The sequence below is a fragment of the Gracilibacillus marinus genome, from assembly GCF_042651725.1.
GTDB lineage: Bacteria > Bacillota > Bacilli > Bacillales > Amphibacillaceae > Gracilibacillus > Gracilibacillus marinus.
In genome coordinates this window covers 985,156-1,007,953 of record NZ_JBHSDV010000001.1, presented here as the reverse complement: position 1 = coordinate 1,007,953, position 22,798 = coordinate 985,156, and the positions used below count along the sequence as shown (strand labels likewise).

Sequence of the window (22,798 nt, the reverse complement as noted above, 5' to 3'; positions counted from 1 at the left end):
ATATGTATAATCCAAAATGAAGTGCGAAAGTGTTAAACTTTCAAAAACTTTCGCACACTCATTAAACTTCCCCAAATACCAATAGAAACACCTATACCTAAGATAATCCCTGCAATTTGAAATGCAAATGGATAAAACGGCAATATTTGAACAAAATTAAATTGTTGTAGTAGATATATATTTTGCGTCAAATAATAATAACTAATCAATATAATTGTAATTGGAATGATACTACCTAGCACACCAAGAATAGTACCTTCAATGAAAAATGGCCAACGAATAAAGCTATTTGTTGCACCAACCAATTTCATAATCCCAATCTCTTTCTTTCTCGCGAGAATCGTTATTTTAATCGTATTTGAAATTAAGAAGATCGCTGTAAATAACAACGCACCTATTAAGACAAGACCAACATTTCTCGCATATTTGTTAAATGTGAACAATCGATCTACGTAATCTTCTCCAAAATTCACACTGCTCACATTATCAATTTTTTCAATTTCTTGAGCGAGAGCTTTTGTTTCAACGGGATCAGCTGCTGTTACGACATATGCATCATTTAATGGGTTATCTTGTTCATACAATGTCCAAGCCTTTCCTTGTTCACCCATACTATCAATTAAGTTCTGTAATTCGTCTTCCTTTGTCACAAACTCTACTGTTCCTACTTTAGAAAGTGCATTAATTTCTTCTTCTATTTTTGCAACATCTGCTTCTTCTGCTGTTCTTTCAATTAGTGCTTTAATTTGAACATCTGCCTCTAATTCATTCGCAATATGATTCAAATTCAACATTAAGACTAAGAATACTCCAACCAAGATTAATGTCGTTGTAACAGCACCAATGGATGCAACAGTCATCCAACTATTACGCCATGTATTCCGTGCACCTTCTTTAAAATGACGTTTCAGTGTATTAAATTTCATACCCGTATTCTCCTCTATGTTCATCGCGGACAATCATTCCATCTTCCATTGCAATGACACGTTTTCGAACGGTATTCACAATTTCTTTACTATGTGTTGCCATTACAACTGTTGTCCCGCTAGCATTGATTTCTTCTAAGATGTGCATAATTTCCCAAGATGTATCTGGATCCAAATTTCCTGTAGGCTCGTCCGCTATTAATAAACTTGGACGATTCACAATCGCTCTAGCAATAGCAACCCTTTGTTGTTCCCCACCTGATAGTTCATCAGGAATAAATCTAGCTTTATTCTTTAAACCTACTTGATCTAATACTGTCATCACACGTTTTCTAATATTTTTTGGGCTTTCTTCAATTACTTCTAAAGCAAAAGCAATATTCTCGTATACTGTTAATCTTGGAAGTAGTCTAAAATCTTGATAAACCACACCAATGTTTCTTCTGAAGTATGGAACATCTTTCCACTTCAATTGAGTCACATCTTTATTGTTTACTACGATAGTACCCTTCATTGGTAACTCTTCACGAAACATCAATTTAGTGAAAGTAGATTTCCCTGCCCCACTATGTCCTACAATATAGACAAACTCGCCCTGGTTGATTGTCACGGAAATTCCATTTAATGCGACAACACCATTTTGATATGTCATATAAACATCTTTCATTTCTATCATAAAATTACTCACCTTTATATAAGATATTTGTCGATATATATTCTATTTTTAGTTAAAATGTGATTTCATCAAAATACGATTCACTCACAACTTACATTATAACAAAAAAAGCGATATTTTTCGGCTATTTTTTTGTTACATTTATATTTCGTAAATTAGAACTAATTACCTATTGAAAATTTGTACTTCCATGCCGATATAACCGTTATTAATCTTGATACTATTCATATTTATAACTTCCTTCATCATCTAGAGGAACTATTACAAAATTAGGGTACTCATCGAAAGAGCACTACCATTAATAATAAAGCACTATTTTTTTTCCAATAATTCCTTCAACACCCACTATTCTTTTCGACATCTGTAATAACTTGGTTTACTTTCTCAAGAACCATTATTTGCGCAAAAAAAAGCCAATGATTTCTTTTATAATCATTGGACTTTTTATAAAATATTATGATAATTTATCTATTTTTCAAATATAGTCTATTTATTACTAACAAACGAATCCTTCAGATGACAAAACTAGTGAATTAGTCGTAAGCTTTACATTACTGAACGAAGATATGCATCAATAAATGGATCTAATTCTCCGTCCATCACTGCTTGTGTATTACCCGTTTCGTGATCTGTACGATGATCTTTTACCATGGAATATGGGTGGAATACGTAAGAGCGAATTTGACTTCCCCATCCAATCTCTTTTTGTTCACCACGAATCTCATTTAATTCCTGTTGCTGTTTTTCAATTTCTAATTGATATAACTTGGCTTTTAACATTTTCATTGCTTGATCTCTATTTTTAATTTGTGAACGTTCTGACTGACATGTGACAACTGTGTTTGTTGGTAAGTGTGTAATACGTACAGCAGAGTCTGTAGTATTGACGTGTTGTCCACCAGCACCACTAGAACGATAAGTGTCAATTTTTAAATCTTCTGTTCTAACATCAATATCAATCTCGTCATTAAATTCTGGCATCACATCACAAGATACAAAAGAAGTGTGACGTCTACCTGATGAATCAAATGGTGAAATACGAACTAATCTATGCACACCTTTTTCTGCTTTTAAGTAGCCATATGCATTATGTCCTTTAATAAGTAATGTAACACTTTTTACACCAGCTTCATCTCCAGGTAGGTAGTCTAACGTATCGACTTTGAATCCTTTTGATTCTGCCCATCTCGTATACATACGTAAAAGCATACTTGCCCAGTCTTGTGACTCAGTTCCACCAGCACCTGGGTGAAGTTCCAGAATTGCATTGTTTTTATCATATGGTTCACTTAATAAAATAAATAATTCAAATTGATTGAGTGCTTCTGTTAATGCCTGTACCTCATCTTCTAAATCCTGTTGTAATTCTTCATCTGCTTCCTCTTTCACTAACTCATAAGAAACAGTAGCATTTTCTAAATTCTCTTCATTTTTATCAAATGCATGCACAAATTCCTTAATTCCATTCGCTTCATCAATAACCGTTTGAGCTTTTTGTTGGTCATCCCAAAACGAAGGGTCTGCCATCATTTCATCAAGTTCTGCTATACGGGCTCTCTTTGATTCTAAGTCAAAGAGACCCCCTAAAGTCCGCTAATCGCTTAGCCATTTTGTCTAATTCTTGTCTGATTTCTACTAATTCCATTATTTGCACCTCTACTAATTTTGCTTTTAATTACGCTCTTCCGTGACAATTTTTGAATTTCTTGCCACTACCACAAGGACATGGTTCATTTCTACCGACTGTCTGTGCTTTCACATATGGTTTTTTTACTTTTTTCTTTGCTTCACTATCTCCTGATACTTCTTGCGTGTCTTTTACAACTGCTTCTCTTTTTAAATTTTCACGAATTTGTGCTTTCATTACATATTTCGCTACTTCTTCATTAATGGATGCAATCATTTGTTCAAACATGGCAAAACTTTCGATTTGGTATTCACGTAACGGATCATTTTGTCCGTATGCACGCAGGTGAATCCCTTGTCGTAATTGGTCCATTTGATCAATATGGTCCATCCATTTTGTATCGACAGTACGCAATAAGATAACTTTTTCAAATTCGCGCATTTGTTCAGGAGTCAAATCTATTTCTTTCTGATTGTACTTCGCTTGAACTTTCTCTAAGATGATTGCTTTCACTTCATCTTTTTCTTTGTTAGAGATATCAGATTCAGTTAACCATTCTTCTTCTAATAAGTTTGCATATAGATATTCCATTAAACCCGATAGGTTCCAATTTTCACGATCTTCATCAGGTAAATACGTATCTAATGCTGTTGTAACAGTTGTATCAATCATTTGTTCGATAATTTCTCTTAAGTTATCGGAATCAATAACTTCAAAACGCTGTTTGTAAATGATTTCACGTTGTTGACGTAATACATCATCATAAGAAAGCACTTGTTTACGTGCATCGAAGTTATTTCCTTCAACACGTTTTTGGGCAGATTCTACTGCTCTTGAGACCATCTTACTTTCAATTGGTTGCGAGTCATCCATGCCTAGTCTTTCCATCATTGCTTTCATATTGTCAGATCCAAAGCGACGCATTAATTCATCTTCCATAGATAAATAAAATTGCGTAATACCAGGATCTCCTTGACGACCAGAACGACCACGTAACTGGTTATCAATACGGCGGGATTCGTGACGTTCTGTACCAATTACAGCTAAGCCGCCTAATTCTTTTACACCTTCGCCAAGCTTGATATCTGTACCACGTCCAGCCATGTTTGTCGCAATCGTTACAGCACCTTTTTGACCTGCTTGCTCGATAATTTCTGCCTCACGATAATGATTTTTCGCATTCAATACATTATGCTTTACACCAGCACGTGTCAGGTATTTCGAAATGAGCTCAGAAGTTTCTACAGCAACAGTACCAACTAACACAGGTTGGCCCTTCGCATTTCTTTCTTTAATCTCTTCTACGACTGCTTTAAACTTACCTTCCATCGATTTATAGATTAAATCAGCTTTGTCATCTCTGACAATTGGTTTGTTCGTTGGAATCGCTATAACATTCATATTATAAATGTTCCGGAATTCCTCTTCTTCCGTCTTCGCTGTCCCTGTCATCCCAGCCAATTTCTCATACATACGGAAAAAGTTTTGGAATGTGATGGAAGCAAGTGTCATACTTTCATTTTGAATCGTTAGACCCTCTTTTGCCTCAATCGCTTGGTGAAGCCCATCACTATAACGACGGCCTTTCATCAAACGACCAGTGAATTGATCGACAATGACTACTTGATCTTCTTCTACGACATAATCTGTATCTCTATGCATCGCAACATGTGCTTTTAATGCTTGATTAATGTGATGAGTGATTGTTACATTATTCAAGTCAAATAAATTCTCGACTTTAAAGAATCGCTCTGCTTTATTCATACCTTCTTCTGTTAATTGGACACCTTTTGTTTTTTCATCAAAAGAAAAGTCTTCTTCACTTTGTAATGTACGTACAAAAGCATTTGCTTGTTCATATAATGATGCAGACTTTTGCGCAGTACCTGAAATAATTAGTGGTGTTCTCGCTTCATCAATCAAAATCGAGTCAACCTCATCAATGATTGCAAAATGTAATGGTCTCTGTACCATTTGCTCTTTATATAAAACCATGTTATCTCGTAAATAATCAAAGCCATACTCATTATTTGTACCATATGTGATATCTTTTAAGTATGCTTCGCGCTTTTCTTCTTTAGACATTCCGTTTTGATTATGCCCAACAGTTAGTCCTAAAAATTCAAATAACTGGCCCATTTCTCTTGCATCACGGTCAGCTAAGTAATCATTCACTGTAATGACATGCACACCTTTGCCTGTGATTGCATTCAAATATGCAGGCATAGTAGAAGCTAGTGTTTTTCCTTCCCCTGTTTTCATCTCTGCAATATCACCGCGGTGCATCGCAATCGCACCAACTATTTGCACATGAAAAGGACGCATCTTCAATACTCTTTGAGATGCTTCACGAACAACTGCATATGCTTCCACAAGTAAATCATCCAATGATTCACCATTTTGATATCTTGTTTTAAATTCTTCTGTTTTATTTTGTAACTGTTCATCTGTCAATTGTTGGATCGTTGATTCTAATGTATCCACTTCTGTAGCAATTTTTTCTAATTCTTTTAATTGTCTTTGATTGCCATCACCAAAGACTTTTTTTAATAATCCCTTCATCAAAGCCGCTCCTCTTTTTTACATCTATCCAATTCAAACAAGTTGTTTCATCATGCTTGTTTATGTAATTTACAAATGTTTTGCTCTTTTTATATCATAACATTTGATGAAAGCTATTGACAACAATCGGCGTCAAAAATTGCTTGTATGCAACAGAAAGGAGACTGAGACATCACATATAGAGAAGGTAAGTGAATGAATGGAGGTAATAGTCAGTAGGCATTGGACTGTCCATCATTATGTTACGAAACGTTAGAAAGTGATGATATGTATGTCTCAGTCTAAGTAAAGAAGGTCTTCTGAGAGGTATTAGGGCCTTCTTTGAAAGGACAATTTAGTTATACCATGTATTTATGTGTTCGTTAAATAGACAAATCTATCGTTTCTTCACGTAAATACGATAAATAATTCTTTATTTCGATTATATTTTTCCTTTATTATCTTTATCCTAAGATATTTTGGCAATATTAAAAGCAAGTGAAAAATCTTCACTTGCTTTTGTTTAAGTATATTTAGCTTGGTTCAATTAATCCATAACGTCCATCACGACGTTTATAGACTACGTTTGTATTTCCAGTATCTGAATTCTCAAATACGAAGAATGCATGTCCTAGCATATCCATTTGTAATACTGCTTCTTCAGAATCCATTGGTTTTAAGTTGAAGCGTTTTGTTCTTACAATTTCAATCTCATCATCATCTAAGAACTCTTCTTCTCTTCTTTCCGCTGCTTCCTTTTCTAATTCAGCAAAGACATGTTTTGGTGCACCTTGCTGACGGAATTTACGGTTTACTTTTGTTTTGTGCTTACGAATTTGCCTTTCTAGTTTGTCAACAACAAGATCAATTGCAGCATATAAATCAACGTGTTGTTCTTCTGCTCGAAGTAATAGGTTCGTCATTGGAATTGTTACCTCGATTTGCTGCTCTTCGTTATAGACACTTATATTTACATTTACATCAGAAGTTGGAGCTGAATCAAAATATCTTTCCAATTTGCCGATTTTTCTTTCGACATATTCCTTAATTGCTCCAGTCACTTCTACATTTTCTCCTCGAATGTTGTATTTCATAAAAAGTGTCCTCCTTTCAAACTATAAAGCTTTGATAAGCTATATAACTATAATACCACACTTTACACTTTATAAACGAGTAATTTGTCAATATATTTGAAATATTTTTAACAATTTCTTTACATAGAGATTTTAGGTGTTTTTTTCGATTTACACATAGAAAAAAAGTGCATTACCATAGAGGTTCTGCACTTATAATCATCTATTTACTTCTTGGAATCCATAAACATGCCGTCATAATTTGCTAATTTTTGATATGGATTCAAATATTGCTTTGTAGATCTTGTTTGTTTTTTATTGTTTTTCATATCTGACTTGATTTTTAACAAAAGAACATCTAATTTAGGTTTTAGCTGTTCATCCAATTGAACAACTTCTTTCCCTAATTGGATTGTCGCCTCGTCATAAGGTGGTTTTATCTCACTAATGACAATTTCTCGTTCATTCAATAGTTGGTCGACTTTATTCACGACATCATCACGATCATCTAACTTAATGGGATTCTCCAATAATTGAAGAAGCTCTGTTGTCTTCTCTTTGTATATTTCTAATTGAATCATGATGATTGTACACCTTTACCATGTTGACGAATACGCTCTTGCTTAATTACTTCTTTCCAAGTATCTCGAAACTGTGTCATAATTTCTTCTGCTTGATTAAGTTGTTCTACATCATTGTGAACATTTGCCATTGTTAAGGCACGATATGCAAAATCATATAATGGCATCATTTGTTTTGTAATCGGCGCTTCTTGATCTAGTGTCACCATTAATTCACGAATGATATCTTGCGTTTTTTGAATCATTGTATTTTTTTGTTGATGATTTTTTTGTTCCATTGCTTTACGTGCTTGTTTGATAAATTTCAAACTACCATTATAAAGCATCAATGTTAATTCACCTGGAGTTGCTGTTGTTACTGAGTTGTTTTGGTATGTTTGATATGGTTGGTAAGCCATTACAAAAACGCTCCTCTTTAATCCTTAAATTTTCTCATCTACGATAAATCCCATCAATTCAGCCATTGATGCATAGACATCTAACAATTTCTTTGGTGGAATTTCTCTAATTACTTCATCTGTCTCTCGATTCACTAATGTCACGTAATATTTCTCTAATTTCTCATGATATTCATAACGAACACCTGTATTTGTTGGTTCTAAAAATGAATTTAATCCATCGACCATGCTTTTTGCTTGGTCTTTTGATAGCTCCATTGGTTGTTCGTTTTGTTCTTTATTAACATGGTTATTGGATCTATCTACTGCTGATATGGAAAACTCTTTGTTGTCTACTGTTTGCAGTAATGGAGATCCAGTGATCATTTTTCCAACTTCCATGCGAATGACATCTCCTCTTCACTATTTATGTATTATATCGGACATCATTTAAAAAACTTTAGCAGATGAAGAAAAGAATCTAGAGAATATCCCCTAGATTCTTCTACTTAGCCTTTCACATCTATTGCAGTACCTAAATGTGGTTGCATCGATTGTTCTAGCATTTTCATCATATCTGCCGATTGACCTTCTGCTTGTTCCATTGCTTGATCAAGCACTTTGATACTTGCCTCTTGTTTGACTTGTGCTTGACTCATTATTACTGACATTGCTGCGATGTCCATTGTTAGCCTCCTGATTTTCTATTGTGTTCCACCAAATTGTTGCATAAGATAACTTGCTTGATTATTGTATTGTGCAATCGCCTTTTCCATTGCGGTAAATTGGCGCCAATATCGATCTTCGATTTGTGTTAATCGATCTTGGAATCTAGTCATTTGTTTATCTAAATCATCTAAGTTTCGCCCTAATGTAAATTGGTGGTTCGAATACGACGCACGACCTGCACGCTCGTAAATCTTATCCATCGCACCATTTACCGTATCTGTGAGACGATGTGCAATTCCTTTTTCCCCGTGTGTCGTACCGTCACCTCGGAATAAGTTCTCCACAGCATCTGGGTCACTTTCAATTGCTTCTTTTAATTTGGCTTCATTGATTTCTAATTTCCCACCAGACATGTAATCTTTCGTTGTCGTAATACCAATTGCCGCCAATTGATTAAATACACCTGTAGATGCATCATTATTAACTGGTGAGTAAAAATCTGTACGCATACTTGATAAAATATCTCTTAAGATTGGATCATTTCGTAATAAACCACTTTTCGCTTTATCTTCCCAATCTTCTTGTTGCTTATCTGTAAGTTCTTCACGTTGATCGTCTGTAAGTGGTTCATAATCACGATAATATGTTTCTGTTGCTTTACTATTGATTGCGTCAATTAACGTATTGTAAGTTTCAACAAATTCTTTGATATTTTCGAATACCGCTTCTGAATCGTTAGAGATATTTACGGATACTGGTTGACCTTCTAGTGTCGTATCAAATGTTTGCTTTAACTCGAATGTTACTCCGTCTAGTTGGAACGTGTTGGAGTTTCTTTCTGTGTCTAATCCATTGATAGTGAACTTAGCGTTTTGACCGTCTGTATAATTTTGCGTTGCATCAAATTGTAGTGTGTCTGTAAGAAACCCTCCAGAAAGTTGGATGTCTGCACCTGCATCACCACTAAACTCGCCAGTCTCTGTACGTGTTAAAGAAATTCGTTCCGTAAATGAATCATATAACATCGACACACCAAGATTGGCACTGTTTACATTACTTACAATTTGATTTAATGATTCATTTTCTGTTGCAAAAAATTGTCTGTGTGTATCACCATTCGACGTGTTTGCACCAACTGAGAAACTAGTATAATTTTGTTGGAACGTTACACTAACGTCCGTCTTTTCTGTAAAAGCTTCGTCCATAACAATATTGCCCGTTTTCGTATCTAGCACACCGACTTTTGCACCACTCGAATCAGTCACTTCGTATTTTGTACCCTCCGTTTGATTACCAAGTGAGAATGTATCACCATCAATCGTCATAGAAAAAGTACCATCTGTTGCTATCCCACCTGCACCTAATGCAATCGTATTGGACCCTTCAGATAAACTTTTTGTTACAGTACCTGTGTCCGTAATATATTGCGCCTGTACCGTATCTCCTTTTTTAATTGCACCTTCAGCAAATGTTAACTTTCCAGTAGCTTGGTCAAAGTAAACTTCATTTGCTTCTAAGTTATCTGCTGAATCCGCTACTTTAAATCCTTTACCATTTACAACAACACTAATATCTGTACCAGCTTTTACATTTGTATCAAGCGTAATTGCATTCACATCATCTACATTGATATTCTGTTTGTTCACATATCCTTTTTCCCAAGTTAAACCACCTGCAAAAGTATTGGAGCTTAAACTTTTTGATGCATTAAAAGACTTATCTGAAGTTAAACTTCCTTTGTTCAGCCATGATGCAGATGTTGCTAACTGATCTACCTTTGAAATAGAGAAAGACGTTTGGCTTGCAGCACTTGACGCTGTCGCTGACACACGATCTTCATTTGTTGAAGATACTTGTCGTGCTCGATAGCTTGTTGTCATTCTCATTTCTAGTAGCTTGTCTTTAAAATCTAGCAATAATTTATTGATATTACGATAGTCATCGCGTTTCCACTGTAAAGTTTGCTTTTCTTTTTGCATCGACTGTAGTGGAATACTTTCTGCTTTCATTAAATCCTTGACCATTGTATCAATGTCCATTCCACTAGCAAATCCTGAAATACGCATTGTACTCATCACGTCCTTTTTGCATAATCTTACTAATTATATCGGTACAAGCACGTAAATGTTAAACACTACTTTAGTACTATTTATTGTCGTTTTGTATGTTTTCCCATAATTGAACCAACTCTTTTTCATTCTTTTTGTCGAGTTTTTTCTCTCCATAACGCACATCATCATATATGTTCTCCAGTTCATTCCATTCCTCGTTCGAAATCGATAATACTTCATGTGCTGTCATTGAGGCTTTCCATTCGCTCGCTTTTCTTCTATTTCTCACAATTTCTCGATACAAATAACGAGTCTTTTCTTCTGGTGTAAATTTTTCGAAATTAGGTTTTCTGTTAAATAATGTTGAAACTTTATTCTTTAATTGCTCTTGTTTTTCCTCACGCCATTTTTTGAAATCAAACATATTTTCTTTTTCGTCCGTATACATTGTATTTGTTTCTGTTTTATTGGACCTTGTAAACATTTGTTTTAATGCTTGCAAAAGTTGACGCACTATTTTGAGTAGAAAACGTCTTACTTTCTTGAAAAGTAACGCAATTGCTAGCATGCCAACAACGATGATTAAAAATATGCCAAAATACATTGTTAATTGCTCAAGAAATTCAGCAAATGCAGATGGTTCTTTCACCTCACCTGCTGGTAGTATAGGCTGTGACATCTCATCATTTTGCTGTGGTTCTTGTGTTTCTCTTTCTTGACCAGATAATAGTGAAATAATAAATTGTAGTACAGAACGCATACTATTAAACAATAGCGATTGAATAATCTGGAAATTCGTCAACACTACCGTAATCACAATTGTTAAAATAAGAAAAACCCGGTTCATTCTTTTCATATCTCGATTTGTCGAATGATTTTCTTTTTCTAATGAAGCCTTCTGTAGCTGATTTTTATTTGTAAGAAACAATACGATAATTAAAAACAACATGCCTACACTACTTATGATAGGACGATAGGCTTCTAGCTTATCCAAGAAAGTGTACGCAATATAACCGACAAAATAGACAGGAACTCCGACTGTCCAATATAATCTGTATGGAAATACATCTCTTATGTCTCGATCACTATATAAAAGTGCGCGAAACCCAATGACAATACAGATTAATAAAAAGATAATAGAAGAAATGACCGAATGATGAAGCAGCATCATGCCAGTCACACTACATAAAAGGCTGATTACAATCGTTATATTTCTATTTTTTACAACTATTTGAACAATTGTAGTTATACAAAAAAATAAGAACCAACTAATGATCCATAGATAAGTTTCTGTAGAAAAGTAGATTGCTAGAAAAAACAAAACCGGAAAAAATGTGAGCATTTCTACAAATCCATAACCGATGGAAGGTACTATTTTATTGTGATTAGCTTGCATGACTAACACCTTCTTCCCGCTCAGCATCTAACAACACTACTTCAACCGCATTCCCATTTTGTTCTAGAATCGCAATTTTTGTTTGCATCGTTTCGGTTAGTTTCGGTGTAAAAATAATATAATCTGTATCTGTACGTTCACTCTGAATATCTTCATCCAAAAATGCACGAAAATTACGACTACGGTCGATTTTTAATTTGGCTATCGTATCCAATATATAGTCCACTTGTTGCGTACTACTTGAAGGTTCAACTCTGACAGAAGATTTAATCCGTTCTAGTACATTTGTAAAAGGTTCGACAAAATACCCATTACAACCAAATCCTGTTGGAATCCCTTCTTTAATCGTATATGCTGCAAGTGATGCCGCATAGGACAAGCCTTTTTCAATTAATGATTCATCTTCAATCGGTAGACGAATGTCTTCATTTGTATCAAAATTCACGTAAATCATCAGATTATGATCAGCAGTATAATCCTTTTGGTTAATTTGTAACGTTTGTGATCGTGCGGTCGCTTTCCAATTGATTTGATTTAGTGGGTCACCATTCTGATACTCTCTGACACCTGCTGTGATAAATGGATCTTCTATTATCCATCGCTTTACAATCAAGTCACCTAACCAGCTATGCGAAGGCAGTGGAATGTCATCTAATGAAATGATTTTTGGATATACAGTAAGTGCTGTGCTTGCTTGAATCGAATCAAATACTTCTGTAAATCCTACTGTATCACCTGTTGTAACAGAAACAATCTCTAATGGATAGTATCCCCTTTTTGCTGCAAGTAATTGATGTGTACGAGTGATCTTTTGATATGGAAGCAAACTAAATAAACTTCTATGAAAGATTTCCCCTCCATTCTCATTTGCTTCTTCATTTAGTAAATGTGCACTCATTTTTGATTCGAGTCTAATCCACGGTATTGGTAACAATTTCTTGTTCTCAATTTGATCAACCATCTCAATTGTGTCACCTTCATAAACAGTTTTTTTCGTAAAGTCACGTGTATAGCTAATGCCCTTTAAGCCCCATTTACTATACATAATCCCTTGACCGAAAATAACTAGTAGTAAGATGACGATTAGCCATGCAAGATTCATCCTCTAATCAAATCCTTTTCTGATTCTGTAGGTACAGCAACATCATCGATAATTTCTGCAATGACATTCTTCGTATCTTGTCCTTTCACACCAATACGCTTAGCAAGTACAATTCTGTGACCTAGTACTGGATTCGCCATTTGTTTAATATCATCAGGAATCACATATGTTCTTCCTTGTAGTAATGCATAGACTTGGACTGCTTTAAGCAATGCTTGACTTCCACGCGGACTCACACCTAAAGCCACACCATCATGATTACGTGTCTTTTCGACAATGTTCACCAAATATTCTAATACATCATCACTCACTTCCACATCACTGTATACATTTTGCATTGCGATGATCGTATCGACATCAACAATCGATGTGAGTTGATCAAGTGGATTTTGTTGTTTGAATCGCTTTAATATTTGCAAGCCATCTTCTTTGGATGGATAACCCATATGTATTTTGAGTAAGAATCGGTCTAATTGTGCTTCTGGTAAGGGGAATGTTCCTTGACTTTCAATTGGATTCTGTGTCGCAATAACAAGAAACGGTCGTTCTAGCTGATGTGTATTACCATCGATAGTCACTTGACGTTCTTCCATACTTTCAAGTAGACTGGACTGCGTTCTCGGTGTAGCACGGTTAATTTCATCTGCTAATAGGATATTAGAAAAAATCGGTCCTTCGCGGAATTCGAATACACCTTTTTGTTGGCTATAAAAATGAATCCCTGTAATGTCTGATGGTAATAAATCTGGCGTAAACTGAATACGACGAAACTTCCCATCTAACGATTTTGCTAATGCTTTTGCCATTAATGTCTTTCCAGTTCCAGGTACATCTTCAAGTAAGACATGCCCTGATGAAACCATCGCAACTAATAATAAATCAATCGTTTCTTCTTGTCCTACCACTACTTTATTCACATTTTCTTTAATCTCTCTTGCAATTGTTTGTATTTGTTGTAATTCCACTTTTTCACTCTCCTCAATTGTTTGCGTTTACATACTATCTCACTTCTTTTATAACATGAACCAGACAACAATAGCAAAAATTTACCTTTTTTACAGATAACGAATTCTGATGTATATATTTTAATCTGAGATAAAAGCTAGAATAACACCTCATTAAAATAGTCAGAATAATGAAACATTTTTGTTAAAAGTCTTTTCATATAGTTTTCTTCTCTGTTTTTTGTTAGTCTAGTAATAGGGATGTATTGGGGTATAAAAGATATGGGATTAACCCGAAATATAGGATAGACAGGGGTTTTGAAAAATGAAGAATGTTGTCATTATTGGTGGTGGCTATGGTGGAATGAACGCATTGCACCAACTTATTGATCATGATTTACCAAAAGATGTTCAAATTACGGTTGTGGACAGAAATCCATACCATTCATTGAAAACAGAATTTTATGCGATTGCTGCTGGGACAAAATCTGACAAAGAAGTGCGAATTGATTTTCCCGTACATGAGCAAGTTCACTACGTATTTGGTGAAGTAACAGAAATTGATACAGAAAATGAGCAGATTCATATGGAAGAGAAAATCATACCTTATGATTATTTACTCATCGGCCTTGGTTGTGAAGATAATTATCATGGTATTCAAGGCGCGAAAGAATATACAGATAGTGTACAAACAATCCAACGTGCGAGACAAGCTAGCATAAAAGTAAATAATTTACCTGCATATAAACAAGTGTCTGTTGTTGGTGCTGGACTTAGTGGCATCGAAGTTGCTTCAGAAATAAGAGAAAGTAGACCTGATTTAAACATTCGATTACTTGACCGAGGCTCATCCGTATTATCTGCATTTGATGATAAAGTCCAGTCATATGTAGAAGATTGGTTTCACCGTAATGATGTACATATTTTGCACCATTCGAATGTCGAACTAGTCGCAGAAGGTATCTTCTACAATAACGGCGAAGGTATTGAAAGCGACGTGATTATTTGGACAGCTGGTGTACGTCCTCATTATTTAGTTCGTAACTTACCATTTGAAAAAGACCGTCACGAGAAAATTGTTGTAAATGATTTTTATCAAGTACCAACAAAACCAAACGTGTATATTGTTGGGGATTGTTGTGCCTCTCCTTTTTCTCCTAGTGCACAATTAGCAGGGGTTCAAGGTGAGCATGTTGGAGCAATACTTGCAACAGTACTAAAAGGTGAGATTCCACGTAAACCAAAAGAAATTAAACTTAAAGGACAACTAGGTTCATTAGGTAAATCAGATGGGTTTGGCAGTATGTATCATAAGCCTGTTACTGGCTTGTTACCGAGACTTGCTAAATCAGGGGTATTGTGGTTGAATAAGCGACATTAAATATTCTCAACTTACTAACATATGCACTACTTTTTAAAAATAGAACTCGTTTTTAAACAAAATAACGGGTTTTATTTATATTCTAACGTTCTTTATAGAGAACAAAATTTAATGGAATTTAAAGTAATTGAGAGATAAATAAAGATAATCTACCATTAGGTATTGAAAATGGCTATTTTTCAAACTTTTCAGTATAGTGCATACGTTATATAATCCACTTGTGTTCTTAATAACGAATGATAAGAGGAGGAATTACGCATGGCATTGAAAAAGAAGTTAGGTTTAGGTTTGGCGTCTGCTGCATTAGGTCTTAGTTTAGTAGCTGGAGGTACATACGCATATTTTAGTGATACAGAAGTAACTGCTAACACATTTGCTGCTGGAACATTAGATCTGTCTGTAGATCCAACAACAATTATTGATGTTCAGAATATTAAGCCTGGTGATTGGATGAACCGTTCATTTGAATTACAAAACAATGGTACGCTAGACATTGCAGAGGTGGTATTATCTACTAGCTATACTGTAACTGATGCAAATGGAGATAATGGTGCAGAAGACTTTGGTGATCACATTCGTGTCAACTTCTTCTGGAATGAAGATAAGGCATTACTTGGTCCTTTATCACCCGATCAAGTAGTATTCCAAACAACGCTATCTGACTTACAAACTATGACTCCTGATGCTGTTGCAAATGAACTGTTTATTCCTTGGCTTGAAGAACGTGGTGGACTAAATACAGGTGATTCCGACAAATTATACGTTCAATTTGAATTTGTTGATAATGGGGAAGACCAAAATATTTTCCAAGGTGATTCCTTAGAATTAGAATGGTCTTTCGAAGCAACACAAGAAGAGGGCGAAAGTAGATAAGTAGCTAGTAGAGGGAGGCTCCATCCTCCCTCTCTTTATCATATGATATGTTTGGAGGTCATAATGTGAAATACTTCGCACTTATACTCGATGTTTTATACAAAAAAAGACGTATGATTCGCAATTTTTCAATAATTTCTGGATTATTTTTATTATTTATGACAATATCCATTTCTACTACTTCCACTACTGCCCATTTCATCAAACAACAAGACACAACGATGCAATTGAACATAGGAACATGGTGGGATAAAAGTGATTTACATATTACAACAGATCCTGTTCCAAATCCATCTTCTTGCACTAATCTTACTATCGATTTCTATATACATAATACTGGATTTACGATGATTGATTCCACAACTTATACCCTTTACTATACTACAACTGGTGATCCACTACAGGAAGGTACTATTTATAAAGAAGGAACCATTCAACCAATTGAGACAAATGATTTATTCCATCTTTCCTTTGAAAATGTGGATGAAGGGTATTATTTATTACGCGTCAACCAACATCCTTTATATAACAATAATAGTACTCCTCATTATGCAGATAGTTCAGTATTAACCGTAAAATGTGAGGAAGAAACGATAGATGAAGAAATGCCATCAGAAGAAGACACGAATACGGAAAATACCACTGAACCAACAGAACCAATGAAAGATGATGAAACAACGATAGAAGAAACCATTCCTGAAATAGAAAAGGAAAAGGAACAAGATCAACCAAAACAAATAGAAGAAGAAATGACGGCAGATAAAGATGGCGTTGAAGAAGAAGTAGAGAATGATGAAACAGCGGAAATTCCTGAACCAATTACAGAAGAACCTGAAGTAACCAATGAACCATTAATAGAGGAGGATACAGACGTTGAGAATGAAGCGGAAGAAGAACAAGCCGATCCGTCAATTACTGAGTAATATTGTGACAACACTTCTATTTGGCCTTTTTATTACACTCGCCATCTTTATAATTGTAACTCGTATTCAAGGTGGTACACCACAACTGTTTGGGAATGAGCTTAAAGTTGTTTTATCAGGTTCTATGGAGCCAACATTTCAGACTGGTTCTATTATTGCTGTGAAGCCATATACAGACCAAGAACTAAAAAAAGACGATATCATTACGTTTGTGGATGAATCCGAACGTGTGATTACACATAGAATCATTGAGGTAGTCGAAAACAATGCACATACTATGTATCAAACGAAAGGTGACAATAATAATGGTGCTGATCGTGATTTAGTAAGACAAGAAAATGTTGTTGGTATATATAGCCATTTCACTATACCGTATGTTGGATATCTTGTGCATTATATGCAAAGTCCATTAGGAAGCGCGCTTCTTCTCATTATTCCCGGTGTTTTTCTACTTGGTTATGGTGTATATACGATGTGGAGTATTATTTTAGAAATGGACCGTCGTACAAAAGAACTGACCAAAGAAGTTACAGAAGAGTCTTAAGATGTATTCGGATTGTGTTGGAGGGAGTATATTGAAAAATAAATATATATTGGCTATTTGCGTCACTTCCCTATTGCTTTTGACTATTTTCACACAAACAATTTTGGCAGCATCAACTAATTCTAATTTGATTGATGTGCACTCTCAATCTAACGAGAGTAGCAAGCTTTTTGACATACAACAATTTAAACCTGGTGATTGGGCTAATAGAGAATTAATCCTATCTAATGCAAAAAATCATCCATTACAGTATTCCATCGATTTCTCATTCTTAGATGGTTCACGCAAATTTTATGATAATTTAGTTTTAGAAATAAAGAAAAAAGGCAATATCTTATATAGTGGTTCTCTAGCTTCATTTCAACTAATAGAGGATTTAGACTTAGAAGCGAATGAAACGATACCTTTACAAGTAGAGATTCGTTTTCCTAAAGAATCTGGTAATGAATATCAAGGCCTTACAGCAAATGCTTCCATCATCATCACAGCAGTCGATCATACCACAGAAGAAGAAGTGTCCTTTGGTATGACGACAGAAAGTGATTCACACTTACTACCAAATACAGCGACAACGATGTTTTCATGGATGATTGTTGGAATTATTATACTTTTTTCAGGAATCTTCCTATATTTGTTCTATCAAATACAAAAGCGCAGTAAGATATGAATGTTTTTTTGTCATTTCATGTAGAAAGCGCTTAATTTTTTTGTCATATCCCATTCCTTTTTGTGTCATATAATAGTAATATAGAATTATACATAGAAATATAGACACAACCTTTCGTAACATGATTAGTGGGAGGGATATCATTGTCAAGAGCAAAATTGAATGACCTTATTGATAACGAGAAATTCGAACATTATTACCAAGCACTGTATGATTTAGATACACTTGAACCAATCGGATACGAAGCTCTCTTAAGAACAAATCTATATAAAAATCCCGAGTTATTATTCGAGCAAGCAAGCACAACTGACCGATTTTACGAATTAGAATGTAAATCGATTAAAAATGCTTTAGCTTCGTTTAATGAATTGATAACGAAACAATATAATCGTATCAAAATATTAATTAATGTATTTCCAGCTAATTTGAAACACCCTGATTTTTTGGCTCATTTACTAGAATTTATGGAGAATAAAAAGTTTGAACCAAAGCAAGTAATTATTGAAATTAATGAATCTGACATATTAAATAAAGCGGATGATCTGACAGTATATGTACAAGAGTTAAAAGATGCAGGATTTCTTATTGCTATTGATGATGTTGGAAAAGGTGTCTCCTCCTTACAAGCAATTGTCGAATTGCAACCGGATTATGTGAAGATGGACCGTTATTTTGCAAATCAGTTAGCCACATCAAGTAGAAAGCAAGAAATGGTTCGTTCCATTGTTACATATTGTTTAAATACAGATACAAAATTTGTATTAGAAGGCGTCGAAATTCCTGAGGATTTAGAGATGGCTAAATCCATCGGGGTCTCTATCGTACAAGGATTTTTACTTGCTGTACCATTACCAATTGATAAAATTAAATTATATCAAAAAACATTAGAAGAAGCGGAAGAACAGTATGAGTAATCGACTGTTCTCCGCTTCTTTTCTTCTTATAATGTGACAAATACCTTATCCTCTTCGATTTTAACTGGATATGTTTTGACATTCCCACTATCTGGTGCTTGGACATTGCCATCCGTGAGATTAATCTTCCAATCATACAATGGATCGTACAAATACTCCCCGCTTACCATTCCTTCTGCAAGCACTCCACCTTTAAATGGTGATTTATTTTCAATGACTCTTATTTCGTCATTGCTTAAACGAAATACTGCTAGTTCCCTCTCATCAATACGGACAGTTTTCCCTAACAGACGAGGGAACTCATGATACTTACCAATGTAAGCTTCTTGTGCCATTATCATTTCCCTCCTATTACTGTGTTGTATAAATCTTTTAGAATTGTCTCACTTTCAATCGCTTCATTCCATGGCTCTTTATATGCTGCTAATGCTTCATCCATACGTGCACACAGTGCTGTTCTATTCTCTTCATCCAAAATCACTTCTTTCACATGATCTAGCCCAACTCGTTCGACAAATTTAGATGTACGTTCTAAATAATTTGCATGTTCTCTGTAATATTGTAAAAATGCTGCAGAATAATCTAATACTTCTTGTTCTGTCTTCACTCTTGCTAGTAATTCTGCTTGTTTTAATTCTGTACCACCATTTCCACCTACATAAATTTCCCATACACCATCAAGACCGACAATACCAACGTCTTTAATGCCACCTTCTGCACAGTTTCTTGGACATGCAGACACACCCATTTTCACTTTGTGTGGTGTATTCAGTCCTTCGAATTTCTTCTCTAACTGTATACCCATGCCTGTTGAATCTTGTGTACCGAAGCGGCAGAACTGTGCCCCAACACATGTTTTCACTGTACGAACAGATTTTCCGTATGCGTAACCTGAAGGCATGCCTAAGTCTTTCCATACATGCGGTAAATCATCTTTTTTGATACCTAATAAGTCAATCCGTTGCCCACCAGTTAATTTAATCATGCCAACATCATATTTATCTGCAACGTCTGCAATCTTTCGCAGATCATCTGCATTCGTTACCCCACCATACATTCTTGGTACGACAGAATACGTACCATCCTTTTGAATATTCGCATGTAATCGTTCATTCACAAAACGAGATTCTCGTTCATCTTCATATGTTTTTGGATAAACCATACCTAAATAATAATTTAGTGCTGGACGACATTTAGAACATCCTTCCTCTGTCTTCCATCCTAATACATTCATCACTTCTCTTGTGTGTGTTAATCCTTTTGCTTTGATTTCTGCAATGACTTCATCTCGGGATAAATCTGTACATCCACAAACTGTTTCTTTTATCTCGCCTTTTTCAAATTTGTCGCCTAATGTAAGTGCTAGAATATCAGATACCATGCCTTTACATTGCCCACAAGAACGAGAAGCATTTGTTGCATTCTTGACTTCCTCTAATGTTGTGAGTCCATCGTCTTGGATTGCTTTAACAATAGCACCTTTTGATACCCCATTACATCCACAAACAATTTCATCATCTGCCATTGTGGATACAATGCTTTCCCCTGTTTCTCTATTTTGCTGGCTATCTAAATATGCATTGACACATTCGCCTTTTTTAATATAACTGAATAATTTTGCACCTTCTGTTGTATCACCAAACAATACTGCACCAACTAATTTGTTATCTTTCACTACGATTTTCTTGTACGTATTTTGCCATTCATTAAATAATTTGATTGCTTTTGTTTCATTGGACTCATTAATCATCCCGGCAGAGAACACATCTACTCCAGATACTTTGAGTTGAGTTGATACTACAGATCCTTTATATCCTTGATGATTCATACCACAAATATGTTTCGCGAGTACTTGTGCTTGTTCATATAATGGTGCAACAAGGCCATATGCAATACCATTATGTTCAGCACATTCACCAACTGCATAAATATTCGGGATTTCTGTCTGCAAATAATCATTGACAACAATTCCGCGATTTGTCTTAATTCCAGTTTCTTTAGCTAATTGAATATTTGGTTTAATTCCGACAGCCATCACGACTAAATCTGCTTGAATGGAAGTACCATCAGCAAATTTCAATCCTGTGACCCTTTCGTTCCCTAAAATTTCTGTTGTTTGTTTCTTTAAATGGAATCGCATGCCTTGCTTTTCTAATTCATCTTGTAACAAATGCGCTGCTGTTTCATCTAATTGACGATCCATCAAAAATGGAGCAAGTTCAATGACATCTACTTCCATCCCGAGATTCAGTAATCCACGAGCTGCTTCTAATCCAAGAATTCCTCCACCAATAACTGCAGCGCGTTTGTAGATTCGAGAAGCACTGATCATTGTTTCGCAATCCGCAATATCTCGGAATCCTGTCACACCTTCTTTGTTCGCACCAGGTATAGGTAAAATAAACGGATGAGATCCTGTTGCAATAATGATATTGTCATATTGCACTGCCTTCCCTTTATCTGTGTACACCTTTTGTGTCTCTGTATCAATTTGTGTAACAGATTCACCCGGATATAAACGCACATCATTATCTTCATACCATTGCCATTCATTTAACGTGATATCCTTAATCTCCGTATCCCCTTGCAATACTTTAGATAACTGAATACGATTGTAATTTGGATACGGCTCCTTTCCAAATACAGTAATCTCAAAATAATCTGGCAAAAGCTTAAGAATTTCTTCTATAGCTCTTATACCTGCCATACCATTCCCTATTAATACTAACTTCTTCTTATCCATTGACTGTACCCCCAATACATTATCATGTTCACTATTTCACATGAAGTGTTGTGTTTTCTTATTAACTAGTTTATACAATGTTGTGGTGGTTTGATTGTGATATTTTTCACTTGTTGGGAGATTTTTTTAATTTAGTTGGCGGGTGGGGTGATTTATCTCCAGTTGTGCTCATGTATGGCAGGCGATATGTGCTGATTTCTCCTGTTATGCTCGTGAATGATGGGTGATTTATTTTGCTAATGGGTGGATATACTGTTTATCTTACCTGTGGTGGAATTTATCTCCTGTTGTGCTCCTGAATGATGGGCGATTTATTTTGCTAATGGGTGGATATACTGTTTATCTTACCTGTGGTGGAATTTATCTCCGGTTATACTCATGTATGGCGGGCGATATGTGCTGGTTTCTCCTGTTGTGCTCCTGAATGATGGGCGATTTATTTTACTAATGGGAGGATATACCGTTTATCTTACCTGTGGTGGAATTTATCTCCGATTATACTCATGTATGGCGGGCGATATGTGCTGGTTTCTCCTGTTGTACTCCTGAATGATGGGCGATTTCTCTTGCTAATGGGAGGATATACTGTTTATCTTACCAATGGTGGAATTTATCTCCGGTTATACTCATGTATGGCGGGCGATATGTGCTGGTTTCTCCTGTTGTACTCCTGAATGATGGGCGATTTCTTTTGCTAATGGGAGGATATACTGTTTATCTTACCAATGGTGGAATTTATCTCCGGTTATACTCATGTATGGCGGGCGATATGTGCTGGTTTCTCCTGTTG

At 35.4% G+C, this 22,798-nt stretch carries 21 protein-coding genes; 6 read left to right on the top strand and 15 right to left on the bottom strand.

The features are described 5' to 3' along the window. Window positions 1-32: 32 nt before the first annotated feature. The 13 genes from ftsX to ACFOZ1_RS04395 all read right to left on the bottom strand — a co-directional run bounded on the left by ftsX (window position 33) and on the right by ACFOZ1_RS04395 (window position 13,984). Window positions 33-926 (bottom strand): permease-like cell division protein FtsX, encoded by an 894-nt coding sequence (gene ftsX / locus ACFOZ1_RS04455; RefSeq protein ID WP_390196395.1) that lies wholly within the window; start codon window positions 924-926, stop codon window positions 33-35. Next, a complete protein-coding gene (gene ftsE / locus ACFOZ1_RS04450) occupies window positions 916-1,602 on the bottom strand; it encodes a cell division ATP-binding protein FtsE (protein WP_390196392.1) in 687 nt (228 codons plus the stop codon). The genes ftsX and ftsE overlap by 11 nt, the downstream gene beginning before the upstream one ends. Before the next feature lie 546 nt (window positions 1,603-2,148). Next, a protein-coding gene (gene prfB / locus ACFOZ1_RS04445) for a peptide chain release factor 2 (RefSeq protein WP_390196390.1) occupies window positions 2,149-3,247 on the bottom strand; the annotation gives its coding sequence in 2 pieces (ribosomal slippage) (window positions 2,149-3,174 and window positions 3,176-3,247; 1,098 coding nt in all). Between the two features lie 30 nt (window positions 3,248-3,277). After that, complete coding sequence (gene secA / locus ACFOZ1_RS04440; protein WP_390196388.1) at window positions 3,278-5,791, bottom strand: preprotein translocase subunit SecA; 2,514 nt, start codon at window positions 5,789-5,791, stop codon at window positions 3,278-3,280. A 512-nt stretch (window positions 5,792-6,303) separates the two neighbouring features. Continuing rightward, complete coding sequence (gene hpf, locus ACFOZ1_RS04435; RefSeq protein WP_390196386.1) at window positions 6,304-6,864, bottom strand: ribosome hibernation-promoting factor, HPF/YfiA family; 561 nt, start codon at window positions 6,862-6,864, stop codon at window positions 6,304-6,306. Between the two features lie 206 nt (window positions 6,865-7,070). Beyond that, a complete protein-coding gene (gene fliT / locus ACFOZ1_RS04430) occupies window positions 7,071-7,424 on the bottom strand; it encodes a flagellar protein FliT (RefSeq protein ID WP_390196384.1) in 354 nt (117 codons plus the stop codon). Then, entirely contained in the window at window positions 7,421-7,822 is a 402-nt protein-coding gene (gene fliS / locus ACFOZ1_RS04425) for a flagellar export chaperone FliS (RefSeq protein ID WP_390196382.1), read from the bottom strand. Before fliS ends, fliT begins: the two co-directional genes overlap by 4 nt. A gap of 24 nt (window positions 7,823-7,846) precedes the next feature. Next, window positions 7,847-8,203, bottom strand: coding sequence for a flagellar protein FlaG (flaG, locus tag ACFOZ1_RS04420; RefSeq protein ID WP_390196380.1), 357 nt, complete (start codon window positions 8,201-8,203; stop codon window positions 7,847-7,849). Between the two features lie 107 nt (window positions 8,204-8,310). After that, window positions 8,311-8,487 carry a YjfB family protein gene (locus tag ACFOZ1_RS04415; protein ID WP_390196378.1) on the bottom strand — a complete coding sequence of 59 codons (177 nt, stop codon included), beginning with the start codon at window positions 8,485-8,487 and terminating at the stop codon, window positions 8,311-8,313. Window positions 8,488-8,505: 18 nt separating this feature from the next. After that, a complete protein-coding gene (gene fliD / locus ACFOZ1_RS04410; RefSeq protein WP_390196375.1) occupies window positions 8,506-10,545 on the bottom strand; it encodes a flagellar filament capping protein FliD in 2,040 nt (679 codons plus the stop codon). 70 nt (window positions 10,546-10,615) lie between these two features. After that, window positions 10,616-11,917 (bottom strand): SLC5/6 family protein, encoded by a 1,302-nt coding sequence (locus tag ACFOZ1_RS04405; protein ID WP_390196373.1) that lies wholly within the window; start codon window positions 11,915-11,917, stop codon window positions 10,616-10,618. Further along, on the bottom strand, window positions 11,907-13,019 hold the full coding sequence (locus tag ACFOZ1_RS04400) for a DUF58 domain-containing protein (protein WP_390196371.1): 1,113 nt from the start codon (window positions 13,017-13,019) through the stop codon (window positions 11,907-11,909). Before ACFOZ1_RS04400 ends, ACFOZ1_RS04405 begins: the two co-directional genes overlap by 11 nt. Next, on the bottom strand, window positions 13,016-13,984 hold the full coding sequence (locus tag ACFOZ1_RS04395) for an AAA family ATPase (RefSeq protein ID WP_390196369.1): 969 nt from the start codon (window positions 13,982-13,984) through the stop codon (window positions 13,016-13,018). Before ACFOZ1_RS04395 ends, ACFOZ1_RS04400 begins: the two co-directional genes overlap by 4 nt. A 304-nt stretch (window positions 13,985-14,288) precedes the next feature. On the opposite strand from ACFOZ1_RS04395, the gene ACFOZ1_RS04390 reads away from it, so the two are divergent. The 6 genes from ACFOZ1_RS04390 (at window position 14,289) to ACFOZ1_RS04365 (ending at window position 19,265) form a co-directional block, all read left to right on the top strand. Further along, window positions 14,289-15,344 (top strand): NAD(P)/FAD-dependent oxidoreductase, encoded by a 1,056-nt coding sequence (locus tag ACFOZ1_RS04390; RefSeq protein ID WP_390196366.1) that lies wholly within the window; start codon window positions 14,289-14,291, stop codon window positions 15,342-15,344. Window positions 15,345-15,602: 258 nt separating this feature from the next. After that, window positions 15,603-16,217, top strand: coding sequence for a TasA family protein (locus ACFOZ1_RS04385; RefSeq protein WP_390196363.1), 615 nt, complete (start codon window positions 15,603-15,605; stop codon window positions 16,215-16,217). Window positions 16,218-16,282: 65 nt separating this feature from the next. Continuing rightward, window positions 16,283-17,140, top strand: a complete 858-nt coding sequence (gene tapA, locus ACFOZ1_RS04380) for an amyloid fiber anchoring/assembly protein TapA (protein ID WP_390196361.1) — start codon at window positions 16,283-16,285, stop codon at window positions 17,138-17,140. Further along, window positions 17,097-17,684: a signal peptidase I SipW gene (gene sipW / locus ACFOZ1_RS04375; protein WP_390198051.1), complete on the top strand. Its 588-nt coding sequence runs from the start codon at window positions 17,097-17,099 to the stop codon at window positions 17,682-17,684. Before tapA ends, sipW begins: the two co-directional genes overlap by 44 nt. Before the next feature lie 31 nt (window positions 17,685-17,715). Next, window positions 17,716-18,351, top strand: coding sequence for a hypothetical protein (locus ACFOZ1_RS04370; protein ID WP_390196359.1), 636 nt, complete (start codon window positions 17,716-17,718; stop codon window positions 18,349-18,351). A 143-nt stretch (window positions 18,352-18,494) separates the two neighbouring features. Continuing rightward, window positions 18,495-19,265 (top strand): EAL domain-containing protein, encoded by a 771-nt coding sequence (locus ACFOZ1_RS04365; RefSeq protein ID WP_390196358.1) that lies wholly within the window; start codon window positions 18,495-18,497, stop codon window positions 19,263-19,265. A gap of 26 nt (window positions 19,266-19,291) precedes the next feature. Here the strand turns inward: ACFOZ1_RS04365 and nirD are convergent, their stop codons facing one another. Then, window positions 19,292-19,600, bottom strand: a complete 309-nt coding sequence (gene nirD / locus ACFOZ1_RS04360) for a nitrite reductase small subunit NirD (protein ID WP_390196357.1) — start codon at window positions 19,598-19,600, stop codon at window positions 19,292-19,294. Window positions 19,601-19,602: 2 nt separating this feature from the next. Continuing rightward, on the bottom strand, window positions 19,603-22,008 hold the full coding sequence (nirB, locus tag ACFOZ1_RS04355) for a nitrite reductase large subunit NirB (RefSeq protein ID WP_390196356.1): 2,406 nt from the start codon (window positions 22,006-22,008) through the stop codon (window positions 19,603-19,605). Window positions 22,009-22,798 lie beyond the last annotated feature (790 nt).